Source organism: uncultured Allobosea sp. (genome assembly GCF_945956895.1).
GTDB lineage: Bacteria > Pseudomonadota > Alphaproteobacteria > Rhizobiales > Beijerinckiaceae > Allobosea.
Window position 1 is genome coordinate 69,986 of record NZ_CAMFJF010000016.1, and the last position, 17,167, is coordinate 87,152.

At 67.6% G+C, this 17,167-nt stretch carries 16 protein-coding genes and 1 pseudogene; 2 read left to right on the forward strand and 15 right to left on the reverse strand.

The features are described from left to right. Positions 1–16 precede the first annotated feature (16 nt). The 14 genes from Q0Q02_RS11930 to Q0Q02_RS11995 form a co-directional block, all read right to left on the reverse strand. Positions 17–1,327, reverse strand: a complete 1,311-nt coding sequence (locus Q0Q02_RS11930) for an ABC transporter substrate-binding protein (RefSeq protein ID WP_293809637.1) — start codon at positions 1,325–1,327, stop codon at positions 17–19. A gap of 53 nt (positions 1,328–1,380) precedes the next feature. Further along, complete coding sequence (locus Q0Q02_RS11935; RefSeq protein WP_293809639.1) at positions 1,381–2,418, reverse strand: ABC transporter ATP-binding protein; 1,038 nt, start codon at positions 2,416–2,418, stop codon at positions 1,381–1,383. A gap of 295 nt (positions 2,419–2,713) precedes the next feature. After that, the gene (locus Q0Q02_RS11940) at positions 2,714–4,000 is read right to left on the reverse strand and encodes an acyl-CoA thioesterase/bile acid-CoA:amino acid N-acyltransferase family protein (RefSeq protein ID WP_293809640.1); all 1,287 of its coding nucleotides are present in this window, start codon (positions 3,998–4,000) and stop codon (positions 2,714–2,716) included. 191 nt (positions 4,001–4,191) lie between these two features. Continuing rightward, positions 4,192–5,763: an ABC transporter substrate-binding protein gene (locus tag Q0Q02_RS11945; RefSeq protein ID WP_293809642.1), complete on the reverse strand. Its 1,572-nt coding sequence runs from the start codon at positions 5,761–5,763 to the stop codon at positions 4,192–4,194. Further along, positions 5,760–6,779 carry an ABC transporter ATP-binding protein gene (locus tag Q0Q02_RS11950; protein WP_293809675.1) on the reverse strand — a complete coding sequence of 340 codons (1,020 nt, stop codon included), beginning with the start codon at positions 6,777–6,779 and terminating at the stop codon, positions 5,760–5,762. The genes Q0Q02_RS11945 and Q0Q02_RS11950 overlap by 4 nt, the downstream gene beginning before the upstream one ends. A 2-nt stretch (positions 6,780–6,781) precedes the next feature. Beyond that, the gene (locus Q0Q02_RS11955; RefSeq protein WP_293809644.1) at positions 6,782–7,771 is read right to left on the reverse strand and encodes an ABC transporter ATP-binding protein; all 990 of its coding nucleotides are present in this window, start codon (positions 7,769–7,771) and stop codon (positions 6,782–6,784) included. After that, positions 7,768–8,667 carry an ABC transporter permease gene (locus Q0Q02_RS11960; protein WP_293809646.1) on the reverse strand — a complete coding sequence of 300 codons (900 nt, stop codon included), beginning with the start codon at positions 8,665–8,667 and terminating at the stop codon, positions 7,768–7,770. The genes Q0Q02_RS11955 and Q0Q02_RS11960 overlap by 4 nt, the downstream gene beginning before the upstream one ends. Next, complete coding sequence (locus tag Q0Q02_RS11965; protein WP_293809648.1) at positions 8,664–9,638, reverse strand: ABC transporter permease; 975 nt, start codon at positions 9,636–9,638, stop codon at positions 8,664–8,666. The genes Q0Q02_RS11960 and Q0Q02_RS11965 overlap by 4 nt, the downstream gene beginning before the upstream one ends. Further along, positions 9,638–11,092: an NAD(P)/FAD-dependent oxidoreductase gene (locus Q0Q02_RS11970; protein ID WP_293809650.1), complete on the reverse strand. Its 1,455-nt coding sequence runs from the start codon at positions 11,090–11,092 to the stop codon at positions 9,638–9,640. The genes Q0Q02_RS11965 and Q0Q02_RS11970 overlap by 1 nt, the downstream gene beginning before the upstream one ends. Beyond that, entirely contained in the window at positions 11,089–12,045 is a 957-nt protein-coding gene (locus tag Q0Q02_RS11975) for a LysR family transcriptional regulator (protein WP_293809651.1), read from the reverse strand. Before Q0Q02_RS11975 ends, Q0Q02_RS11970 begins: the two co-directional genes overlap by 4 nt. Position 12,046: 1 nt before the next feature. After that, the gene (locus tag Q0Q02_RS11980; protein ID WP_293809653.1) at positions 12,047–12,628 is read right to left on the reverse strand and encodes a peroxidase-related enzyme; all 582 of its coding nucleotides are present in this window, start codon (positions 12,626–12,628) and stop codon (positions 12,047–12,049) included. Beyond that, entirely contained in the window at positions 12,625–13,104 is a 480-nt protein-coding gene (locus Q0Q02_RS11985; RefSeq protein WP_293809655.1) for a hypothetical protein, read from the reverse strand. Before Q0Q02_RS11985 ends, Q0Q02_RS11980 begins: the two co-directional genes overlap by 4 nt. Before the next feature lie 130 nt (positions 13,105–13,234). Beyond that, positions 13,235–13,969, reverse strand: coding sequence for a DUF2182 domain-containing protein (locus Q0Q02_RS11990; protein ID WP_293809657.1), 735 nt, complete (start codon positions 13,967–13,969; stop codon positions 13,235–13,237). Between the two features lie 86 nt (positions 13,970–14,055). After that, positions 14,056–14,835: a DUF899 domain-containing protein gene (locus tag Q0Q02_RS11995; protein WP_293809659.1), complete on the reverse strand. Its 780-nt coding sequence runs from the start codon at positions 14,833–14,835 to the stop codon at positions 14,056–14,058. A gap of 116 nt (positions 14,836–14,951) precedes the next feature. Here Q0Q02_RS11995 and Q0Q02_RS12000 point away from each other — a divergent pair, with 116 nt between their 5' ends. After that, positions 14,952–16,172 (forward strand): helix-turn-helix domain-containing protein, encoded by a 1,221-nt coding sequence (locus tag Q0Q02_RS12000; RefSeq protein WP_293809661.1) that lies wholly within the window; start codon positions 14,952–14,954, stop codon positions 16,170–16,172. 34 nt (positions 16,173–16,206) lie between these two features. Then, entirely contained in the window at positions 16,207–16,845 is a 639-nt protein-coding gene (locus tag Q0Q02_RS12005) for a PQQ-binding-like beta-propeller repeat protein (protein ID WP_293809663.1), read from the forward strand. Positions 16,846–17,003: 158 nt separating this feature from the next. Here Q0Q02_RS12005 and Q0Q02_RS12010 read toward each other — a convergent pair. Next, a pseudogene (locus tag Q0Q02_RS12010) lies at positions 17,004–17,167 on the reverse strand (amidohydrolase); the annotation flags it as partial.

Genomic DNA, 17,167 nt, shown 5'->3' on the forward strand with positions numbered 1-17,167 from the left:
ACCTCATCTGGAAGGCTTACCGATAGGCCTTGAGAATGCGCTCGGCCTCGGCCTGCGCGTCCTCCATCGCCTTCTGCGGCGCCTTGGTGCCGGTGAGCGCCGCCTGCAGCCCGTCGTTCAGCGCCTTGGTGACGCGCTGGTTCTCATGGGTCGAGAGTTCGGCCACCGCGCTCGAGAGCTGGTCGCGCGCGACGATCGCAGGCGGGAAGTCGGCGACGTATTTCTTCATCGCCTCGGTCTCGTAGGCGGCCGGCGTCACGCCGACATAGCCGGTATTGATGCTCCACTGCGCGGCGCGCTCTGGCGTGGTGATCCAGCGCACGAACTTGAAGGCGGCTTCCTGCTCGGCCTTGGTCGCCTTTTTCGAGAGATAGAAATTGCCGCCGCCTGTTGGGCTGCCCGGCTTCTTGCCGGCCGGCAGAACCGCGACGCCGAAGGGGAATTTGGCGTTGGCGCGGACATTGGTGAGGTTACCGGTGGTGGTCCACATCATCGCGACCTTCTTCTCGAAGAAATCGCGCGGCGTGGTGCCCCATTCGACGATGCCGGGCGGGTGGACCTTGTGCTTCTGCGCGAGGTCGACCCAGTACTGCAGCGCCTCGACCACGCCTGGATTGGCATAATCGGTCTTGTCGCCGGCCGCATTGGCGAGGATCGCGCCGGCCTGGGTCGAAAGACCCTGGAACAGCCAGTAGGGGAAGCCGGAAGAGGGGATCTGGATGCCCCATTGCGTGACGTTGCCGGCGGCGTCGCGCTTGGTCAGCTTCTGCGCGAACTCGACCTGCTCGGCCCAGGTCTTCGGCGGCTTCTCCGGATCGAGGCCGGCCTCCTTGAACAGGTCCTTGTTCCAGTAGAGCACCACGGTGGAGCGCTGGAACGGGATGCCCCAAGTCTTCTTTTCGTTAGGGGCCTTGCCGCCGGTCTGGCTGTTCTCCATGAAGCCGGGATAGAAGCCGGCGAGCCACTTCTTGTCCTCGTCGGTCTTGATGAAGTCGTCGAAGGGCACGATCGCCTCTTCGTCGATCAGCGTGAACATGTCGGTCGAGAGCAGCACCGAAAGCACCGGCGGGGTGCCGCTCTTATGCGCGGTCAGCGCCTTGACGATGGTCTCCTGATAGGTGCCGGCATAGATCGGCTTCAGCTTGATCGACGGGTTGTCCTTCTCGAAGTCGGCGGCGTAGGTGTCGATCAGCTTGGTGATCGGCCCGCCGACGGCGACCGGATAGAAGAACGAGAGCTCGGTGGTGCTCTGCGCCCGAGCGATGCCGGGTAGCGCGGTTGCGCTTGCAAGGGCGGCCGTGCCGCCAAGAAATTCACGCCTGTCCATAATGTCCTCTCTCCCTTGCTGGGATGGTCCGCACGTCCGACGCTTCGGCCGGTTCAATTGCGAACCACCTTTCGTTCAGACGCCAGGTCGAACCAGTGCAGCGCCGATTGTGACAACGTGATGTAGATCTGTTCGCCGGCTGTGGCCCGCACCTTGCCGGGCCGCTTGACGATGAAGGAATGGCCGTCGATGCGGGTTTCCAGCAGCGTGTCGGAGCCGAGATATTCGACCGCGACGACATCGGCGGCGACGCCGCTGCCGGTGATCTCGACCATCTCCGGGCGGACGCCGACCGCGAGGCTGGCGGGATCGAGGCCATCGGGAGCGGTGATCGCCCCGCCGCGCGCCTGCACCGTGGCGAGCGGCAGCACGTTCATCGGCGGCGTGCCGACGAAGCGTGCGGCGAAGATCGTGGCCGGGTTCTCGTAGAGCACGTCCGGCGGGGCATCCTGCTCGATCCGGCCGTTGCGCATCAGCACGACCTGATCGGCCATGGTCATGGCCTCGACCTGGTCATGCGTGACATAGACCATGGTCATGCCGAGCCGCTGCTGCAATTCGCGAATCTCGCGGCGCATCTCGACGCGCAACTGGGCGTCGAGATTGGAGAGCGGCTCGTCCATCAGGCAGACCGGCGCCTCGGCGACGATGGCGCGGCCGAGCGCGACGCGCTGCTGCTGGCCGCCCGAGAGCTGCGAGGGCTTGCGCTCCAGAAGGGCGGAGAGGCCCAGGATCGAGGCAGCGCGGGCGAGGCGCTCGTCGCGCTCGGCGCGCGAGACCTTGCGGACCTTGAGCCCGAACAGGATGTTCTCGGCGACGCTCAGATGCGGGAACAGCGCATAGTTCTGGAAGACCATGGCGATGCCGCGCTGCGAGGGCGAGGCATGGGTGACGTTGCGTCCGCCGATCTCGATCGTGCCACTGCTGGTGTCCTCAAGCCCGGCGATGAGCCGCAGCGTCGTCGATTTGCCGCAGCCGGACGGGCCGAGCAGCGCGACAAGGTTGCCGCCTTCGACGGTGAAGCTGATGGCATCGACGGCGGCGGTGCCGCCCCAGGTCTTCGAAACCGTCTTCAGCGCTACAGAAACCATTCGCGATCCGGTGAGCCGAGGTCATGATGAGCCGGCACAGCAGCAGCGCTGCGCCGGCATGGCGTCAGCGGGACCATGACGCGAAAATTCTTCTGCGCACAAGGGGCGGTGGTCCGCCGGAAGTGCACAGCTTCGGATATCCTTACGAGGCTGGAGTTTGTCAGTTTACGATGGAACCCCGCCGTCATCCCGGACAAGCCGCGCAGCGGCGCCGATCCGGGATCCATCCTGGAGTTCCGGAGCCTTCCGATAGATTCCGGGGCAGGCCTGGGATGACCTTGTGGTTCCGAGGAATTCAGCCCGCCAGACCGCCATGGCGCCTGACGAAGGCGAGCGCCGCCTCCCAGGCGCCGGCATTGGCCTCGGCATTCGCGGCCGGCGTGCCGCCCATCGTCGTGGCAATGCCGCTGACCGGATGGCGATGGGCGATGCGGGTCGCCGGGGTATGGGGAAACAGGATGGAATGGCCAGCGGCTGGCCAGTTCTTCCAGATAACCTCATGCGGATGCCCCGCTGCGAGCAGGCTCGACTGCACGATCAGCGAATAAAGGTCGGAGGGCCAGGCGCCGTCATCGCCGCCGGACAGCAGCAGCACCGGCCCGGCGATCCGCTCCACCGGGATGCGGGCGCGGGCCATGGCGGCGGGGTCGCCGAGCGCGGTGCGCATCGCATCGGCATTGCGGCGCATATCCGTCGCTTCGTCGTAGGGCTTCCAGCTTGCTGTGGCGTTGTCCTGCCATTGATGGACGAGCGGCTTGCCGTCGAGTGTCCAGCAGGGGCCATCGCGGCCGAGGCCCGGAGCCGGGTCGGCGGCGGCCTGCCCGCCATGCACGAAGGCGCTCGGCACGTAGCCCAGCACCGCCGAGACTTTTTCGGGGAAGGTCGCGCCGAGCAGGAGCGCGAGCTCGCCACCGCGCGATTGCCCGGCGACGGCGACGAAATCGTTCTTCGGGCGCACTCGGGCGCGCAGCCAGTCGAGTCCCCGCGCGAAATATTCCATCGGCGTGTTCGAGATATATTTCGGCAGGCCGGGCGCGCCGAAATAGCCGAGCGCCAACGCCGCGACGCCACGCGAGGCCCAGAGAGCGGCACGCGGCTCGTTGATGCCGCCGCCCGAGCCGTTGAGGATCATGACCGCCGGATGCGGGCCTGCGCCGGCCGGTAGGAACAGCGTGCCGACGAGCCCGTCCTCGGCGAGCGGGTGCCGCGTCACGCCGTCCGCCATCAGTGTCTGGCTGAAGCGTCCGGTTGCGATCGTCTCACCGCCTACTATGGCGGTGAGCGTGGTTTCGAGAGGCCGCGACAGGTCGGCCGGGAATAATTCACCGTTGCCGGTCTGCGCCCAGACCAGACCCATTCCCGCGACGCCCGCGTAATCGCCGCGCAACGGCGCATCGCGTTCGAGGTCGATGCTGCTATCGGCTCCGGCCGCGAACACCGCCTGCGCCCGCCAGATATGGCCGTCGCGCGCGGTTTCCGCGGCGATGGTCACCTCCGCGCCCGCCGGCAATCCGGCAAGCGCGATCCGGCGGGGCGCGTCGATCAGGTCGATGACAGGGCTGATCGCGAAGGCGGCAGACATGGCTGTTTGCATTTCCGTTGCGTTCGGATCGTTCTAGGTTTTCTCGGAACCGCGCCGTCATCCCGGGCTTGACCCGGGATCCATCGAAGGGCGCCGCGTTCTACGATGGATCCCGGATCAGCGCTGCTGCGCAGCTTGTCCGGGATGACGGTATGGTTCTGTAAGCTGACCTCGTGGATCAGGCTCCGATGTCACTTGGCCTTGCTGACCTGCATCGCGACGGTGCGGTCGCTATGCCAGGGCACGACCTTCAGGTCCGGCCGGCTCGCCCAGATGTTCTTGTAGTGGTAGAGCGGCATGATCCCGACATCATCCATCACGACCTTGACCGCGTCCTTGATGATCGCCTCGCGCTTGGCGTCGTCGAATTCGGCGCTGGCCTTGGCGAGGGCCTCGTCCAGCTTCGGGTTGCTGTAGCGGCCCCAGTTCGAGGCGCCGAGGCCCTTGGCGGGGTTCGCGGTCGCCAGGATCGCGGTCATCGCATAGGTGCCTTCGCCGGTGCCGTTGCCCCAGCCGATCATGCTCATCGCATATTCGTTCTTGTTGGCCGCGCCGGAATAGACCGAGAAGGGCACGACCTCGACCTGCGTCTCGACGCCGATCCGGGTCCAGAACTGCGCGATCGCCTGCGCGGTCTCGGGTGCCAGCGGATAGCGCTCGCCCGGCACATGCATGGTCAGCTTGAAGCCGTTGGGGTAGCCGGCCTCAGTCAGCAGCGCCTTGGCCTTGTTGGGATCGACGTCGATCTTGGAGCGATCGGGGTCGTAGCCGAAGCTGCCGGCCGGCATCCACTGTGTCGCGACGGTGACGCCGCCGCGCGCGACGCGGTCGGCGATCGCCTCGCGGTTGATCGCCATGTTGAGCGCCTTGCGGACGCGGACATCGAGCAGCGGGTTCTTGTCGAGCGGCTTGCCGGCCTTGTCGGTGAGGAACTTCGACGGGTTCGGGTTGAAGCTCGGCTGCATGATCAGCGCGCGCAGGCCCGGATAGGACCAGACCTTGACCTTGGGGTTCTTCTCCAGCTTCTCGATATCGGAGAAGGAGACCTTGTCGATGACGTCGACATCGCCCGAGAGCAGGGCGGCCGTGCGTGCCGCCGGGTTGGCGATATAGCGGTAGTTGACCTTCTCCCATTCGGGTTTCGGCCCCCAGAAGCGCTCGTTGCGCTTCATCTCGATGCGGTCGCCCGGCGTGTAGCTGACGAAACCATAGGGGCCTTCGGTGACCATCGCCTTGCCGCTGTTGTAGTCGTCGGTCGCCGCGTTCTGCCCGACATGCTTGCTGACGATATAGACGCTGGAGATGTTGATCGGCAGCAGCGGATCGGGCGCATGGCTGGTGATCACCAGCGTATGCGGGTCCTTGATCTCGACCTTGGCGACATTGCGCAGGAAGCCCTTGAAGCTCGCCACGCTGCCCGGCACGGCCTGGGCGCGCTCGTAGGAGAACGCGATATCCTCGGCCGTGACCGGCTTGCCGTCGCTCCAGACCGCGTTCTCGCGCAGCTTGAACTCCCAGGTATTGGGGGTGAGGTTCTTCCAGGATGCGGCGATGTCGGGCACCACGCCGCCCTCGGTCTTCTGCGCGACGAGGCGCGACCAGAAATGCTGCGAGACCGAGTGGTCGCCGGCATGGTTGTTGAGCTGCGGGTCGATCGCCGAGACCGGATCGGCGAAGCCGATGCGCAGGTCTTCCGCGCTGGCGGCGCCTGCGGCGGCGATCAATGCCGCCGAGAGGGCGATTGTGCTCAGTTTGGTCGTCATGCGATCTCTCCTGTTTGCGCGCGGACCGGGGCCGCTGCGACGTCGTTGAGGTGGCAGGCAGAACGATGGCCCGGCGCGATTGCGCGCAGGGCAGGCCGCTCGATGCGGCAGCGGTCGAAGGCGGCCGGGCAGCGCGGATGGAAATGGCAACCGGGCGGCGGCGCGGCCGGGCTCGGGATCTCGCCCTTCACCGGCGCATAGACGCGCCGCCGCTGCTTGAGGTCGGGGATCTCCGCCAGCAGCCCCTGCGTATAGGGGTGGTTGGGATGGGCGAAGAACCGGGCCGCGGGCGCATCCTCGACGATACGGCCGAGATACATGATCACGACGCGGTCGGCGATGTGCTGCACCACCCGCAGATCGTGGCTGATGAAGAGGTATGTCAGGTCGAGCTCGCGCCGGAGCTGCATGAACAGGTTGAGGATCTGCGCCTGGATCGAGACGTCGAGCGAGGCGACCGACTCGTCGCAGACCAGGAACCGTGGCTGCAGCGCGAGCGCCCGCGCGATCGAGATGCGCTGGCGCTGGCCGCCGGAGAACTGGTGCGGGAAGCGCTGGCGGAGGGCCGGATCGAGTCCGGCCCGGCGCATCTGCGCGCAGACATAGTCATCGATCTCGGCGCGCGAGGCGATGCCGTGGACGAGCGGTGCCTCGCCGATCGCTTCCGTGACGCGCATGCGCGGGTTGAGGCTCGCCTGCGGGTCCTGGAAGATCAGTTGCACGTCGCGATGGACCGAGCGGTCACCCTGCGGCGAGCGCCCGAAGACCGCGACCTCGCCCGTGCTCGGCGGCAGCAGGCCTGCGGCGATGCGCCCAAGCGTCGACTTGCCGGAGCCGGATTCGCCGACGAGCCCGACGAACTCGCCGGTCGATATGGTCAGGTCGATACCGTCGAGCGCCCGGATGATCGGCTGGCGCTTCGCCAGATGCAGCTTCACCGCAAGTCCGTCCGGGCGGCCGAAATGTCGGGTCAGCTTGCGCGTTTCCAGCGCGGGAGCGGGAGGGGTGGCGGTCATGTTCATGCCGGCACCTCGGCGGTCGATGCGGTGCCGGACAGAGGATGGAAGCAGCGCAAGCGATGCGCGCCATCCGTGAAGGCGGGCTGGCGCTCGCAAGCGTCGTCACGGCGGGCGCAGCGCGGCCCGAAGGCGCAGCCTTGGGGCGGGTCGACCATATCCGGCGTCGTGCCGGGAATCTGGACCAGTATGGAGCCCGGCGCGCTCGTCCCCGGCAGGCTGCCGATCAGCCCGGCCGTATAGGGGTGGCTGGGATGGTCGAGCACGGCGTCGACGCTGCCCTGCTCGACGATGCGGCCGGCATACATCACCGCGATCTCGTCGGCGATGCCGGCGATCACCGAGAGGTCATGCGTGATCCAGAGCAGGGCGGTGCCGCTCTCGCGGGTGAGTTGCTGCACCTCGGCGAGGATCTGTGCCTGGATCGAGACGTCGAGCGCGGTGGTCGGCTCGTCCGCGATGATCAGGTCGGGCTTGTTGATCAGGGCGATCGCGATCGCGACGCGCTGGCGCATGCCGCCCGAGAGCTGGTGCGGATAGGCGTCGAGCCGCGCTTCCGGGCTTGGGATGCCCATGGTGCCGAGCAGGTCCCGTGCCCGGACACGCGCCGTGGCATCGTCGATTGTCTCATGCGCGCGGATCGTCTCGATCATCTGGGTGCTGATCCGGAGCACCGGGTTCAGCGTCATCATCGGGTCCTGGAAGACCATGGCGATGCGGTTGCCGCGTAAGGAACGCATGGCCTCCTCGTCGAGCTTGGTCAGGTCCTGCCCGCGGAACAGAATCTCGCCGCCGACGATCCGGCCTGGAGGGTCGATCAACCCCATGATCGAGAAGCCGGTGACCGATTTGCCGGAGCCGCTCTCGCCGACGAGGCCGAGCGTTTCGCCCGCTTGCAGGGTGAAGGAGACGTCGCGCACGGCGTCGAGATCGCCGCGATCGGTGCGGAAGCGGGTGCGCAGGTTGCGGACTTCGAGCAGGGGCGCGGTCATTTCAGCGCCCTCGGATCGAGCACCTCGCGCAGGCGGTCGCCGACGAGGTTGATCGCGACGATCGCCGTCAGCAGCGTCAGGCCCGGGAAGAAGCTGATCCAGTATTCGCCGGAGAGCATGAACTGGAAGCCGTTGGCGATGAGCAGGCCGAGCGAGGGCTGCGTCACCGGTGCGCCCAGCCCAAGGAAGGAGAGCGTCGCCTCCAGCGTGATGGCGCGCGCGACCTGCAGCGCGCCGATGACCAGCAGGGGCGGCAGGCAATTCGGCAGGACATGGCGCAGCAGGATGCGCGAGATCGGCAGGCCCAGCCCCCGCGCGGCCTCGAAATAGTCGCGCTTGCGCTCGACCAGCGCCTGGGCGCGGGCGGTGCGGGCATAATAGGCCCATTCCAGCAGGACCAGCGTCAGCACGACATTGCCGATGCCCTTGCCGAGCAGCGCCAGCATCAGGAGCGCGACCAGGATCGAGGGCAGCGACATGATGAGGTCGACGAGCCGCATGATCACGGCATCGAGGAGGCCGCCGGCCCAGGCCGCGATCAGCCCGAGCAAGATGCCGATGATGCCGGCGAGCACGGCCGAGCCGACGCCGACGGTGAGGCTGGTGCGCAATCCGTAGAGGATCGCCGAAAACAGGTCGCGACCCTGCCCGTCGGTGCCGAGCAGATAGGTGATGTCGCCGCCCGACGACACGGAGCCCGGCGTCATCCGGGCGTCGAGCACGTCGATGGCTGCGAGGTCGAACGGGTTCTGCGGCGCGATCTGCGGCGCGAACACGGCGCCGATGACGAGCAGGGTCATCAGGCTAAGCCCGATCCAGGCGGAAGGCGCGCGCAGGAAGCGGCGGAGCGCGCTGCTCGACGGGCGGCGGGCGGAAGCGGCTGGAACCGTGGTCATGCCGAGGCCTCCTCGCGGACGCGCGGGTCAAGCACGCGGTAGAGAATGTCGACGACGAGGTTGATGAAGACGAAGAGCGTTACCACCACCAGCAGATAGGCCATCACCACCGGCCGATCGAGCGCGTTGATGCTGTCGAGGATGAGCTTGCCGGAGCCCGGCCAGGCGAAGATGCTCTCGGTCACCACCGCAAACGCGATGGTCGAGCCGAGTTCCAGCCCGAGCACGGTGACCAGCGGGATCATGATGTTGCGCAGGATGTGCATCATCACGACCCGGCCGCGGCGCAGGCCCTTGGCTCGCGCGAAGCGGACATAGTCGAGCGGCAGCACCTCGCGTACGCCGGCCCGCGTCAGGCGGATCACCAGCGAGACCTTGAACAGCGACAGGTTGATTGCCGGCAGCAGCAGGTGGCGCCAGCCGTTCAGCGTCAGGAACGACCATTCGACCCCGAAGACGCGCACCGTCTCGCCGCGCCCGCTCGCCGGCAGCCAGCCGAGCGAGACGCTGAAGGTCATGATCAGCAGCAGCCCGACCCAGAAGGTCGGCAGCGAGAAGCCGAGGATGCTGCCGGTCTGGATCAGCTTCGACAGCAGGCGCTCGGGATAGAGCCCGGCATAGAGCCCGAGCGGAACGCCGATGATGACCGCGAAGATCATCGCCGCGAAGGCAAGCTCCAGCGTCGCCGGCAGGCGCTGCAGGATCAGGGTCACCGCCGGCACGTTGTAGACGAAGCTGCGGCCGAGATCGCCCCGCAGGGCGCTGCCGACGAAGTTCAGATATTGCTCCCAGAGCGGTCGGTCGAGGCCGAGCCTTGCCACCAGCTCGGCCCGGTCGATCTGGGTGGCGTCCGGCGCCAGCAGGAGATCGGCGGGGTTGCCGACGGCATGTAGCCCGAGGAAGACCACGAGCGACATCGCAAAGATCACGAGGAGCGCCTGCGCGACGCGCTGGAGCAGCCACCCGAGCATCAGACCGGCACCTTCGCGGGTTCGGGCAGGATCGGCACCCATTCGTCGCCGAAGATCTCCGGCTCGGCATAATCCTGGCCGCGCTGGAAATGCGCCTCGATATCCTCGCGGAAAAGGCGTGACGCGATCGCCTGCGACAATCGCTCGGCGCCGTCGCTGATCGCCGGGATGTCGCCGGAAACCGTGCCATGCGACATCATCGCCGGGTAGCAGAAGCAGTGGATGCGCTCGAGCCCGGGGTAGGTGCCGGGTACTTTCGGCTGGAATTCGAAGCCAGGCCCGAGATCGGGCATGGCGCCGAGGCTGGGCTCGGCATCCTCGGGCACACCGCGATCGACCCAGTTGCGGGCGCAGGCCGCGATCTCCTTGAGGAAGGGCCGGCTGCCCCAATCGACCTTGAAGCCGGTCGAGAAGATCATGAAGTCGAAGCGCATCGTGCCCGCGCTGGTCTCGACCACGATCTCGTCGCCAGATATCCGGGCCGAAATCAGGGCCGTGCCTTGCCGGAAGAACGCATTGGGATGGCGCGATACGCGCAGCACGCTGGCGCGCGGCGGCGGCACCTGTTCGCGGGAGACATAGCTGTTGATCCGCCACTTCCAGGCATCGGGCAGGTGACGATAGCCGGCGATCGAGCCGGGATGGCCCATGCCCTTGCCGCGATTGATGCGGGGAATGTCGCGGCGGCGGATCAGGAGGTCGACGCTGGCCGCCCCGGATTCGAGCGCCGTGCCCGCGCTGTCCATCGCCGAAGCGCCGGCGCCGATGACCGCGACGCGCTTGCCGCGCAGCAACGCGTAGTCGTTATCGTCCGAGGAATGGGCCCAGCGCTCGCGCGGCAGGCTCTCGGCAATCTCCGGCACGGCCGGGCCGCCGAGCCCGTCGCGGCCGGTCGCGAGCACGACATGGCGCGCCATCACGCGCTGGCGGCCTTCGGGGGCATCGATCTCCAGCGTCGCATGCTCGGGGCCGAGATGGATCATCGCGATCTCATGGCCATTGCGGACATCGAGCGCGAGAACCTCGCGGAACCAGCGCAGATAGTCCATCCACATCAGGCGCGGAATCTTGTCGAGCGCCTCCCACTCGTCTGCACTGAACTGCGCCTCGAACCAGGCGCGAAAGGTCAGCGAGGGGATGCCGAGCGCCGGCCCGGTCAGGGTCTTCGGCGAACGCAGCGTCTCCATCCGCGCCGTGGTTGCCCAGGGTCCTTCGAAACCTTGCGGGCGCCGGTCGAAATTGACGGCGCGTAGGCCGATATTGCGGAAAGCGGCGGCTGCGGCGAGCCCGGCCATGCCCGCGCCGATGATCGCGACGTCGAGCACCGGCTCGCCGCCGATGCTTTTCTCCGGCACCCAGGGCGCGGCCGGCAGGGTCAGCAATTCCAGTTCGCGGGCGACGCGCCGGTTCAGCGCCTCCAGTCCTTCCGGCGCTCCGGCCTGTTTCGTCGTCACAGCCGCGTCTCCTGTTTGGTCAGCGAGGCGAGGAGCGCGTGGTGCTCTTCGGGCGGGATCAGGGTGAAATCGGCGAGCCGCTTCTGCGCGCTCGTCTTGAGCGCGCAGATCAGGTCGCGAGCCTTGTCGGAGATGGTGACGCCGCGCGCGGTCACGACGCCGAAGCAATAGGGGATCGGCGTCGCCAGCGGCAGGATACGGATGCCCGGCGTCGGGTTGCCGGTCAGCGTCAGCGGCTCGACGATGGCGACGCCGGCGCCGGCCCGGATGAAGGACAGGACGTTCATGGTCGAGGTCGTGCGGATCCGGACCCGGACATCGACGCCGGCCGCATTGAGCGCCGCGCGGATGCGCGCCGGCACGCCCCGGCGCAGCGACATGCCGACGAGGTCCCGGCCTGAGAGGGCCTGGAGGTTGATCGGTCCTTCGCTACTAGCAAGTGGATCGGTCTCGGGCACGGCGAGCACGCAAGGCGCGGTGCCCAGCCATTCGAGCGCGAGGTCGCGATGCAACAAGGGCGCGCTGGTTGCGCCGAGCTGTGCATTGCCGGAGATCACCGCGTTCTGGACGCGATCGGGGCTCTCGACCTCGATCGCGAGCCGCGGCGCGTCCGCCCCGTTCCAGGCATCGGTCAGCAGACCGAAGGCGAGCGAGGACACGGCCGATATCCGGATCGGGGGCTCGGCCTCGCCGATCACCTCGCGGGCGCGGTCCCACAGATTCACAAAGCCGGCCAGCGCCCGCTCGACATCGTCGCGCAGCACGATGCCTTTCTGCGTCAGCACCAGCCGCTGGCCGACGCGCTCGAACAGCGGCTGACCGAGGTCGCGTTCCAGCTCCTGAATCATGCGACTGACGGAAGGCTGGGACACGCCCAGATGCTTCGCCGCCGCCGTCACGCTGCCGAGCGAGGCGACCTGCAGATAGGCTTCGAGGATCTTGAGGCGGCTCATCTCACCCGTCTTTGCGGACCGGGTCGCCGAGGATGTGCATCAGCCGGTTGGCCCAGCCGAACAGAGCCGTGGACAGGATGAGGTCGACGATCTCGGCCTCGTCCAGCCCGGCCTCGCGCAAGCGGGCGGTGTCGGCCTCGGTCACCGCCGGCGGCGATTGCGAGAGCTTGACGGAATAGTCGAAGATCGCCTGGTCGCGCGGCCCGAGCTTGGCCTTCTCGCCATTGGCGAACAATTCGTCGGTGACGGCGGTGTCCTTGCTGAGCTGCGCGTGGCGTGCGGCATGCACCGCGGCGCAGTAGATGCAGCGATTGACGACGGAGGCGCCGATCGCGCCGAGCTCGCGCTCGGCCCGGCTCAACCCGCCGGGATCGTACATGATGCCGTTGAACAGCGGCGAGCGCACGTTGAGCGTCTCCGGGTCATGCGCCAGCACCAGCACGTAATCCGAGACCTTGGTGTTGGACGGCGTGACCTTCAGCGCGTCGAGCTGCTCGGGGCTCGCCTTGGTGAGGTCGACCGGGGTCACCCGCGGCTGCCAGTCCGGCACGTTGCGGGTGAAACGATGCACGACCCGGCTCATGCGGAGGCTCCCTTGAGAGCCGCGAGCCCGGCGAGGACGCGGCATTGATAGCTCATGAAGGCGTTGAGTTCGCAGAGCCGCACGATATTGGCGTCGGCAACGCCGGCCGCCTTGAGCGCCTCGATCTCCTCGGCCTGCACGGCCCGCGGCTGGGTCGCGACCCGGTCCATGAAGGTAATGACGCTGCGCTCGCGGGCGTCGCGCCCCATCTCGGAGGGATCAGCGAGGCCGCGCAGCGCCGGATCGGTCACGCCGGCGAGGTAATGGGCGGCAAGCTCCGGCAGTGCGTTCAGCGTCGCGATCCGGGCCGCGACGGCGCGGCGCCATCCGGAGGGAAATCCGCCGGCATCGCGCGGGTCGATGACCGCGCTTTCGGCCTGCCGGCTCATCTCGAAAATGGTGCTGCGCGACTGAGCGGCAGCCGAAGCTGCGGCGCTGAGCCAGGGAGAGGCCTCGGGGTTGGCGGGTTGAGCCATGGCGATCCCTTTAATGCATCAACTTCGCGGCTTGATGCTTTAGATGAATGGAGCAACGAATTTGCGCTGCGTCAAGGAGCTTTGCCGGCACCATGCTAAACTGGTCGCCATGGGCGCTTTGCGGGCCGGTTCATCCGAGCGCCTGCACGAGCGAAAGCAGACCGGTGGCAGCCATGACGACACCTGTCGCGGAGGCGATACGCGACTTCGGCGGCAACAGGCGCTCGGCTGTGACGGCGAGCGTCACGCAAAGCATCAATCGCAAATCCATGAGACCGCCCGCAATCAGGACCGCCATTGGGCCGGCGCAGGACATGCAGCAGCGCAGACCGAGGGCGGCGCCGGTTCGAACGGCGCCTGTTGCGCCGGGACGGGCTGGCAAGGCGCCGGAGCCTCCACCGCAATCGGTCAGCCGTTGCGCTTTCCAATCCGAGAACTGTGAGAGCCCGGCGATCAGGACGATGAGAGCGCCAGCAGCCGGGCCAAGGCGGCCGAGCGAGTGAAACTGCATCGCGGCCTGCGCCAACGCAGCGCCAACAAGGAAGACGAGAAGGCCGAAACCGGTCCAGATGATGAAATAGCCGGTGCCGGCCAGCGCAGCGAGCTGACCGGGCCGACATGCTCCGGCTTCGACTGCCGCCAGTCGATAGCGCCACAGCACCGGTATCAGCGACGGCAGCATCATCGCCACCATCATCGTGAGCCACATGCCAAGGAAGCAGGCGGCGGTTTCCAGCCAGGACTGGCCGCAGAGCGGCAGCCAGATCCCCGAGAGAAGCCAGCCGCCGGCCATCGGCACGGCGCTCATCGTCGTCATCGAGGCGCAGGACAGGATCGTGACGACGGTCGCGGCGACGAAGAGCAAGGCCGCCGTCCCAAAGAAGAGCGGGGCGCCACGCCCGGCCTCTTGACCGGACGTGGCGCCCTTCTCGCAGCTTGTCCCGGCCAGATTCACGCTGCGGCTTGGCGGGATGCGTAGCGGTCGTGATGAAGCCACCACGGGCCTTCCGCCTCGTTGCGGCCCTTCGGCGCCCGGTCGAGCCAGGCATACATGCCCCAGACCCCGTCCACCCCGCGCGAATAGCTGGAATAGGTGTGGTAGATCGCGCCGTCCTCGCGGATGAAGGCGCTCAGGCCCGGCCGGTCGCGGTGATAGGTCGGCACGTCCACCCCGGCCATCGTTGCGAAGGAGCGTTCGAATTCGTTGCCGGGGCCTCGCCATTCGAATTTCGGCTGGTGGCGGAAATTGTAATCGACGCCCTGCGTCCGCTCCTGCATCTCGGTGAAGGAGACGTTGAAGTCGAAATTGAAGTCGGTCTGGCCGGACGAGGCCCAGGGGAAGCTCCAGCCCATCCGCTCGCGAAAGGCGAGGAGCTTCTCGATCGGCGCCCGCGAGATCGCCCAGAGCATCACGTCGTGATGGGCGAGATGGGTGGTCGAGCCGTTGAACCCGTCGGCGATCGCCGAGCAGGACGGGCAGCCGGCCTTGTAGTCCGGGCCGAACATGAAATGGTAGACGAGGAGCTGCGAGCGCCCCTGGAAGAGATCGGCGAGCGAGGCGTCGCCCTGCTCGGTCTGGAAGAGATAATCCTTCTCGACCTTGACCCAGGGCAGCGCCTGCCGCCGCTCGGCGAGCGCATCGCCCTGCCGTGTATACGCCTTCTCGGCCTCCAGCAGTTCGAGCCGGGCGGCGAGCCATTCTTCGCGTGTTCCGATCGCATGACGGGTCATGGTGCTTCACTCCTGTCGCCAAATGTCCGCGCCGCTCCGACACTCGATGCGGCGTCGCGATCGGTGGTAAGGCGGAGGCGGCAGACGGTGGGAGTGACAAGTTTGGCGGGATTCCGATGGACTCGCTGATCACGGCGGCGGCCCGGGCGCTCGCGGCGGGCGATCCCTTGGGCGCGCTGAACCGGGTCGCCTTGCGCGACGATGCGCCTGCGCTGGCGCTGCGCGGTATCGCGATGGCGCAGCTCGGCGATTTCGCCCGCGCCAAGGTTCTGCTGCGCCGTGCCGGCCGCGCCTTCGGGCCAAGGGAGGCGGTCGCGCGCGCCCGCTGCATGGTCGCCGAGGCAGAGGTCGCCCTGGCGGCGCGCGATCTCGGCTGGGCTCCCGGAAAGCTCGATGAGGCCGCTGTCGTGCTCGAAACCCATGGCGACCGCGCGAACGCGGCCCATGCGCGCCTGCTCGATATCCGTCGGCTGCTGCTGATCGCCCGGCTCGACCATGCGAGCGAGCGGCTCGCCGGCATCGATCCAGCGCAGCTTCCGGCGCCGCTGCGCGCGGTCCATGGATTGGCGAAGGCCGGCATCGCCTTGCGCCGGATGGAGGCGCGCGCCGCGCGGACTGCGCTGGCGGGAGCGCGCGCTGCCGCCGACAGAGCCGGCATCCCCGCACTGATAGCCGAGGTCGAAGCCGCCCGCCGCCTGCTCGACGAGCCCGCCGCGCGATTGATCGCTGATGGCGTCGAGCGCCCCTTGCTGCTCGACGAGATCGAGGATCTGCAGGCCTCTGAGGCGCTGGTCGTCGATGCCTGCCGCCACGCCGTACACGACCGCGACAGTTCGGTTTCGCTGGCCACGCGCCCCGTGCTCTTCGCTCTGTTGCGGGCGTTGGCCGAGGCCTGGCCGAGGGATGCGCCACGCGACGCGCTGATCGCCCGCGCTTTCGGCTCGCGCTTCACCGATGAATCGCACCGGGCGCGGTTGCGCGTCGAGATAGGCCGCCTGCGTGCGGCGTTGCGGCCGCTGGTGCGGATCAGCGCGACGGAAGCCGGCTTTGTCATCGCGCCGCGCCTTGCAACGGGGATCGTGGTGCTGGCGCGCCCGATCGAGGAGAAACATGCCACGGTGCTCGCCCTCATGGCCGATGGCGAGACATGGTCGAGCTCTGCCCTGGCGCTGGCGCTTGGCTCAAGTCAGCGCAGCGTCCAGCGCGCGCTCGATGCCCTGGCCGAGACCGGCAAGGTCCAGTCCTACGGGCAGGCGCGGGCGCGCCGCTGGGTGATGCCGCCGATGCCGGGTTTCGCGACGAGTTTGTTACTCCCGGCGTCATGGCCGGATGGCTAGGGTCGAGCCTGACAACAGACGCAGGAGCAACGCCATGACGATACAGGCTGCCGATATCGCCCGCACTTACGGCCCGTTTCCGGGCGTTGAGAAGGTCCATGGCGTCAGCTTCGACGGCGCCAATGTCTGGTTCGCGTCCGGGGACCGGTTGAACGCGCTCGATACCGCCAGCGGCGAGGTCATCCGCACCATCGACGTTCCCGCTCATGCCGGCACGGCCTTTGACGGCACGCATCTCTTCCAGATCGCCGAGGACCGCATCCAGAAGATCGATCCGCGGACGGGCTCTGTGTTGAGCACGATCCCGGCGCCCGGCAAGGGCGGCGATTCCGGCCTCGCCTGGGCCGAGGGCTCGCTCTGGGTCGGCCATTACCGCGAGCGCAAGATCCATCAGATCGATCCGGCCACGGGCAAGGTGTTGCGCAGCATCGAGACCAACCGCTTCGTCACCGGCGTGACCTGGGTCGAGGGCGAATTGTGGCACGGCACCTGGGAGGACGGCGAAAGCGAATTGCGCCGGATCGATCCCGCGACCGGCAAGGGGCTGGACGCGCTCGCCATGCCCTCCGGGGTCGGCTTGTCCGGCCTGGAATCGGACGGTGCCGGCCTGTTCTATTGCGGCGATGGCGGCAAGAGCACGCTGCGGGCCGTGCGCCGGCCGAAGCGCGCCTGAGTGTTGAAGCATGAGCCTGTTCGACAGCCATTGAGGCGAGAGCAGGCTCATGTCTACCCCGCTGGGCATAGGGTTTGATTCCAAACATCAGCGGATGTTTGCGAGGTCCTTCCCCCGGAGCGCTGCGTTGAAAGATTTGCTTCTCGCGCGGCGGCCGCTCAGCCGGCGCCGAGCCTGTGCCTGACAATCGCGGCGTGGAAACGCGCGCCGTGGATCAGGCCGCGATCGTCGAAATCATAGGATGCGTTGTGCAGCGGGGCCGAGCCTTCGCCATTGCCGACATAGGCGAAACAGCCGGGCACATGGTCGAGAAAGCGGGCGA

Excerpts from the sequence above, each read along its gene's own strand:
- Q0Q02_RS11930 (WP_293809637.1), bottom strand. The coding sequence starts at position 1,327 with ATGGACAGGCGTGAATTTCTTGGCGGCACGGCCGCCCTTGCAAGCGCA.
- Q0Q02_RS11935 (WP_293809639.1), bottom strand. The coding sequence starts at position 2,418 with ATGGTTTCTGTAGCGCTGAAGACGGTTTCGAAGACCTGGGGCGGCACC.
- Q0Q02_RS11940 (WP_293809640.1), bottom strand. The coding sequence starts at position 4,000 with ATGTCTGCCGCCTTCGCGATCAGCCCTGTCATCGACCTGATCGACGCG.
- Q0Q02_RS11945 (WP_293809642.1), bottom strand. The coding sequence starts at position 5,763 with ATGACGACCAAACTGAGCACAATCGCCCTCTCGGCGGCATTGATCGCC.
- Q0Q02_RS11950 (WP_293809675.1), bottom strand. The coding sequence starts at position 6,779 with ATGACCGCCACCCCTCCCGCTCCCGCGCTGGAAACGCGCAAGCTGACC.
- Q0Q02_RS11955 (WP_293809644.1), bottom strand. The coding sequence starts at position 7,771 with ATGACCGCGCCCCTGCTCGAAGTCCGCAACCTGCGCACCCGCTTCCGC.
- Q0Q02_RS11960 (WP_293809646.1), bottom strand. The coding sequence starts at position 8,667 with ATGACCACGGTTCCAGCCGCTTCCGCCCGCCGCCCGTCGAGCAGCGCG.
- Q0Q02_RS11965 (WP_293809648.1), bottom strand. The coding sequence starts at position 9,638 with ATGCTCGGGTGGCTGCTCCAGCGCGTCGCGCAGGCGCTCCTCGTGATC.
- Q0Q02_RS11975 (WP_293809651.1), bottom strand. The coding sequence starts at position 12,045 with ATGAGCCGCCTCAAGATCCTCGAAGCCTATCTGCAGGTCGCCTCGCTC.
- Q0Q02_RS11980 (WP_293809653.1), bottom strand. The coding sequence starts at position 12,628 with ATGAGCCGGGTCGTGCATCGTTTCACCCGCAACGTGCCGGACTGGCAG.
- Q0Q02_RS11985 (WP_293809655.1), bottom strand. The coding sequence starts at position 13,104 with ATGGCTCAACCCGCCAACCCCGAGGCCTCTCCCTGGCTCAGCGCCGCA.
- Q0Q02_RS11995 (WP_293809659.1), bottom strand. The coding sequence starts at position 14,835 with ATGACCCGTCATGCGATCGGAACACGCGAAGAATGGCTCGCCGCCCGG.
- Q0Q02_RS12000 (WP_293809661.1), top strand. The coding sequence starts at position 14,952 with ATGGACTCGCTGATCACGGCGGCGGCCCGGGCGCTCGCGGCGGGCGAT.
- Q0Q02_RS12005 (WP_293809663.1), top strand. The coding sequence starts at position 16,207 with ATGACGATACAGGCTGCCGATATCGCCCGCACTTACGGCCCGTTTCCG.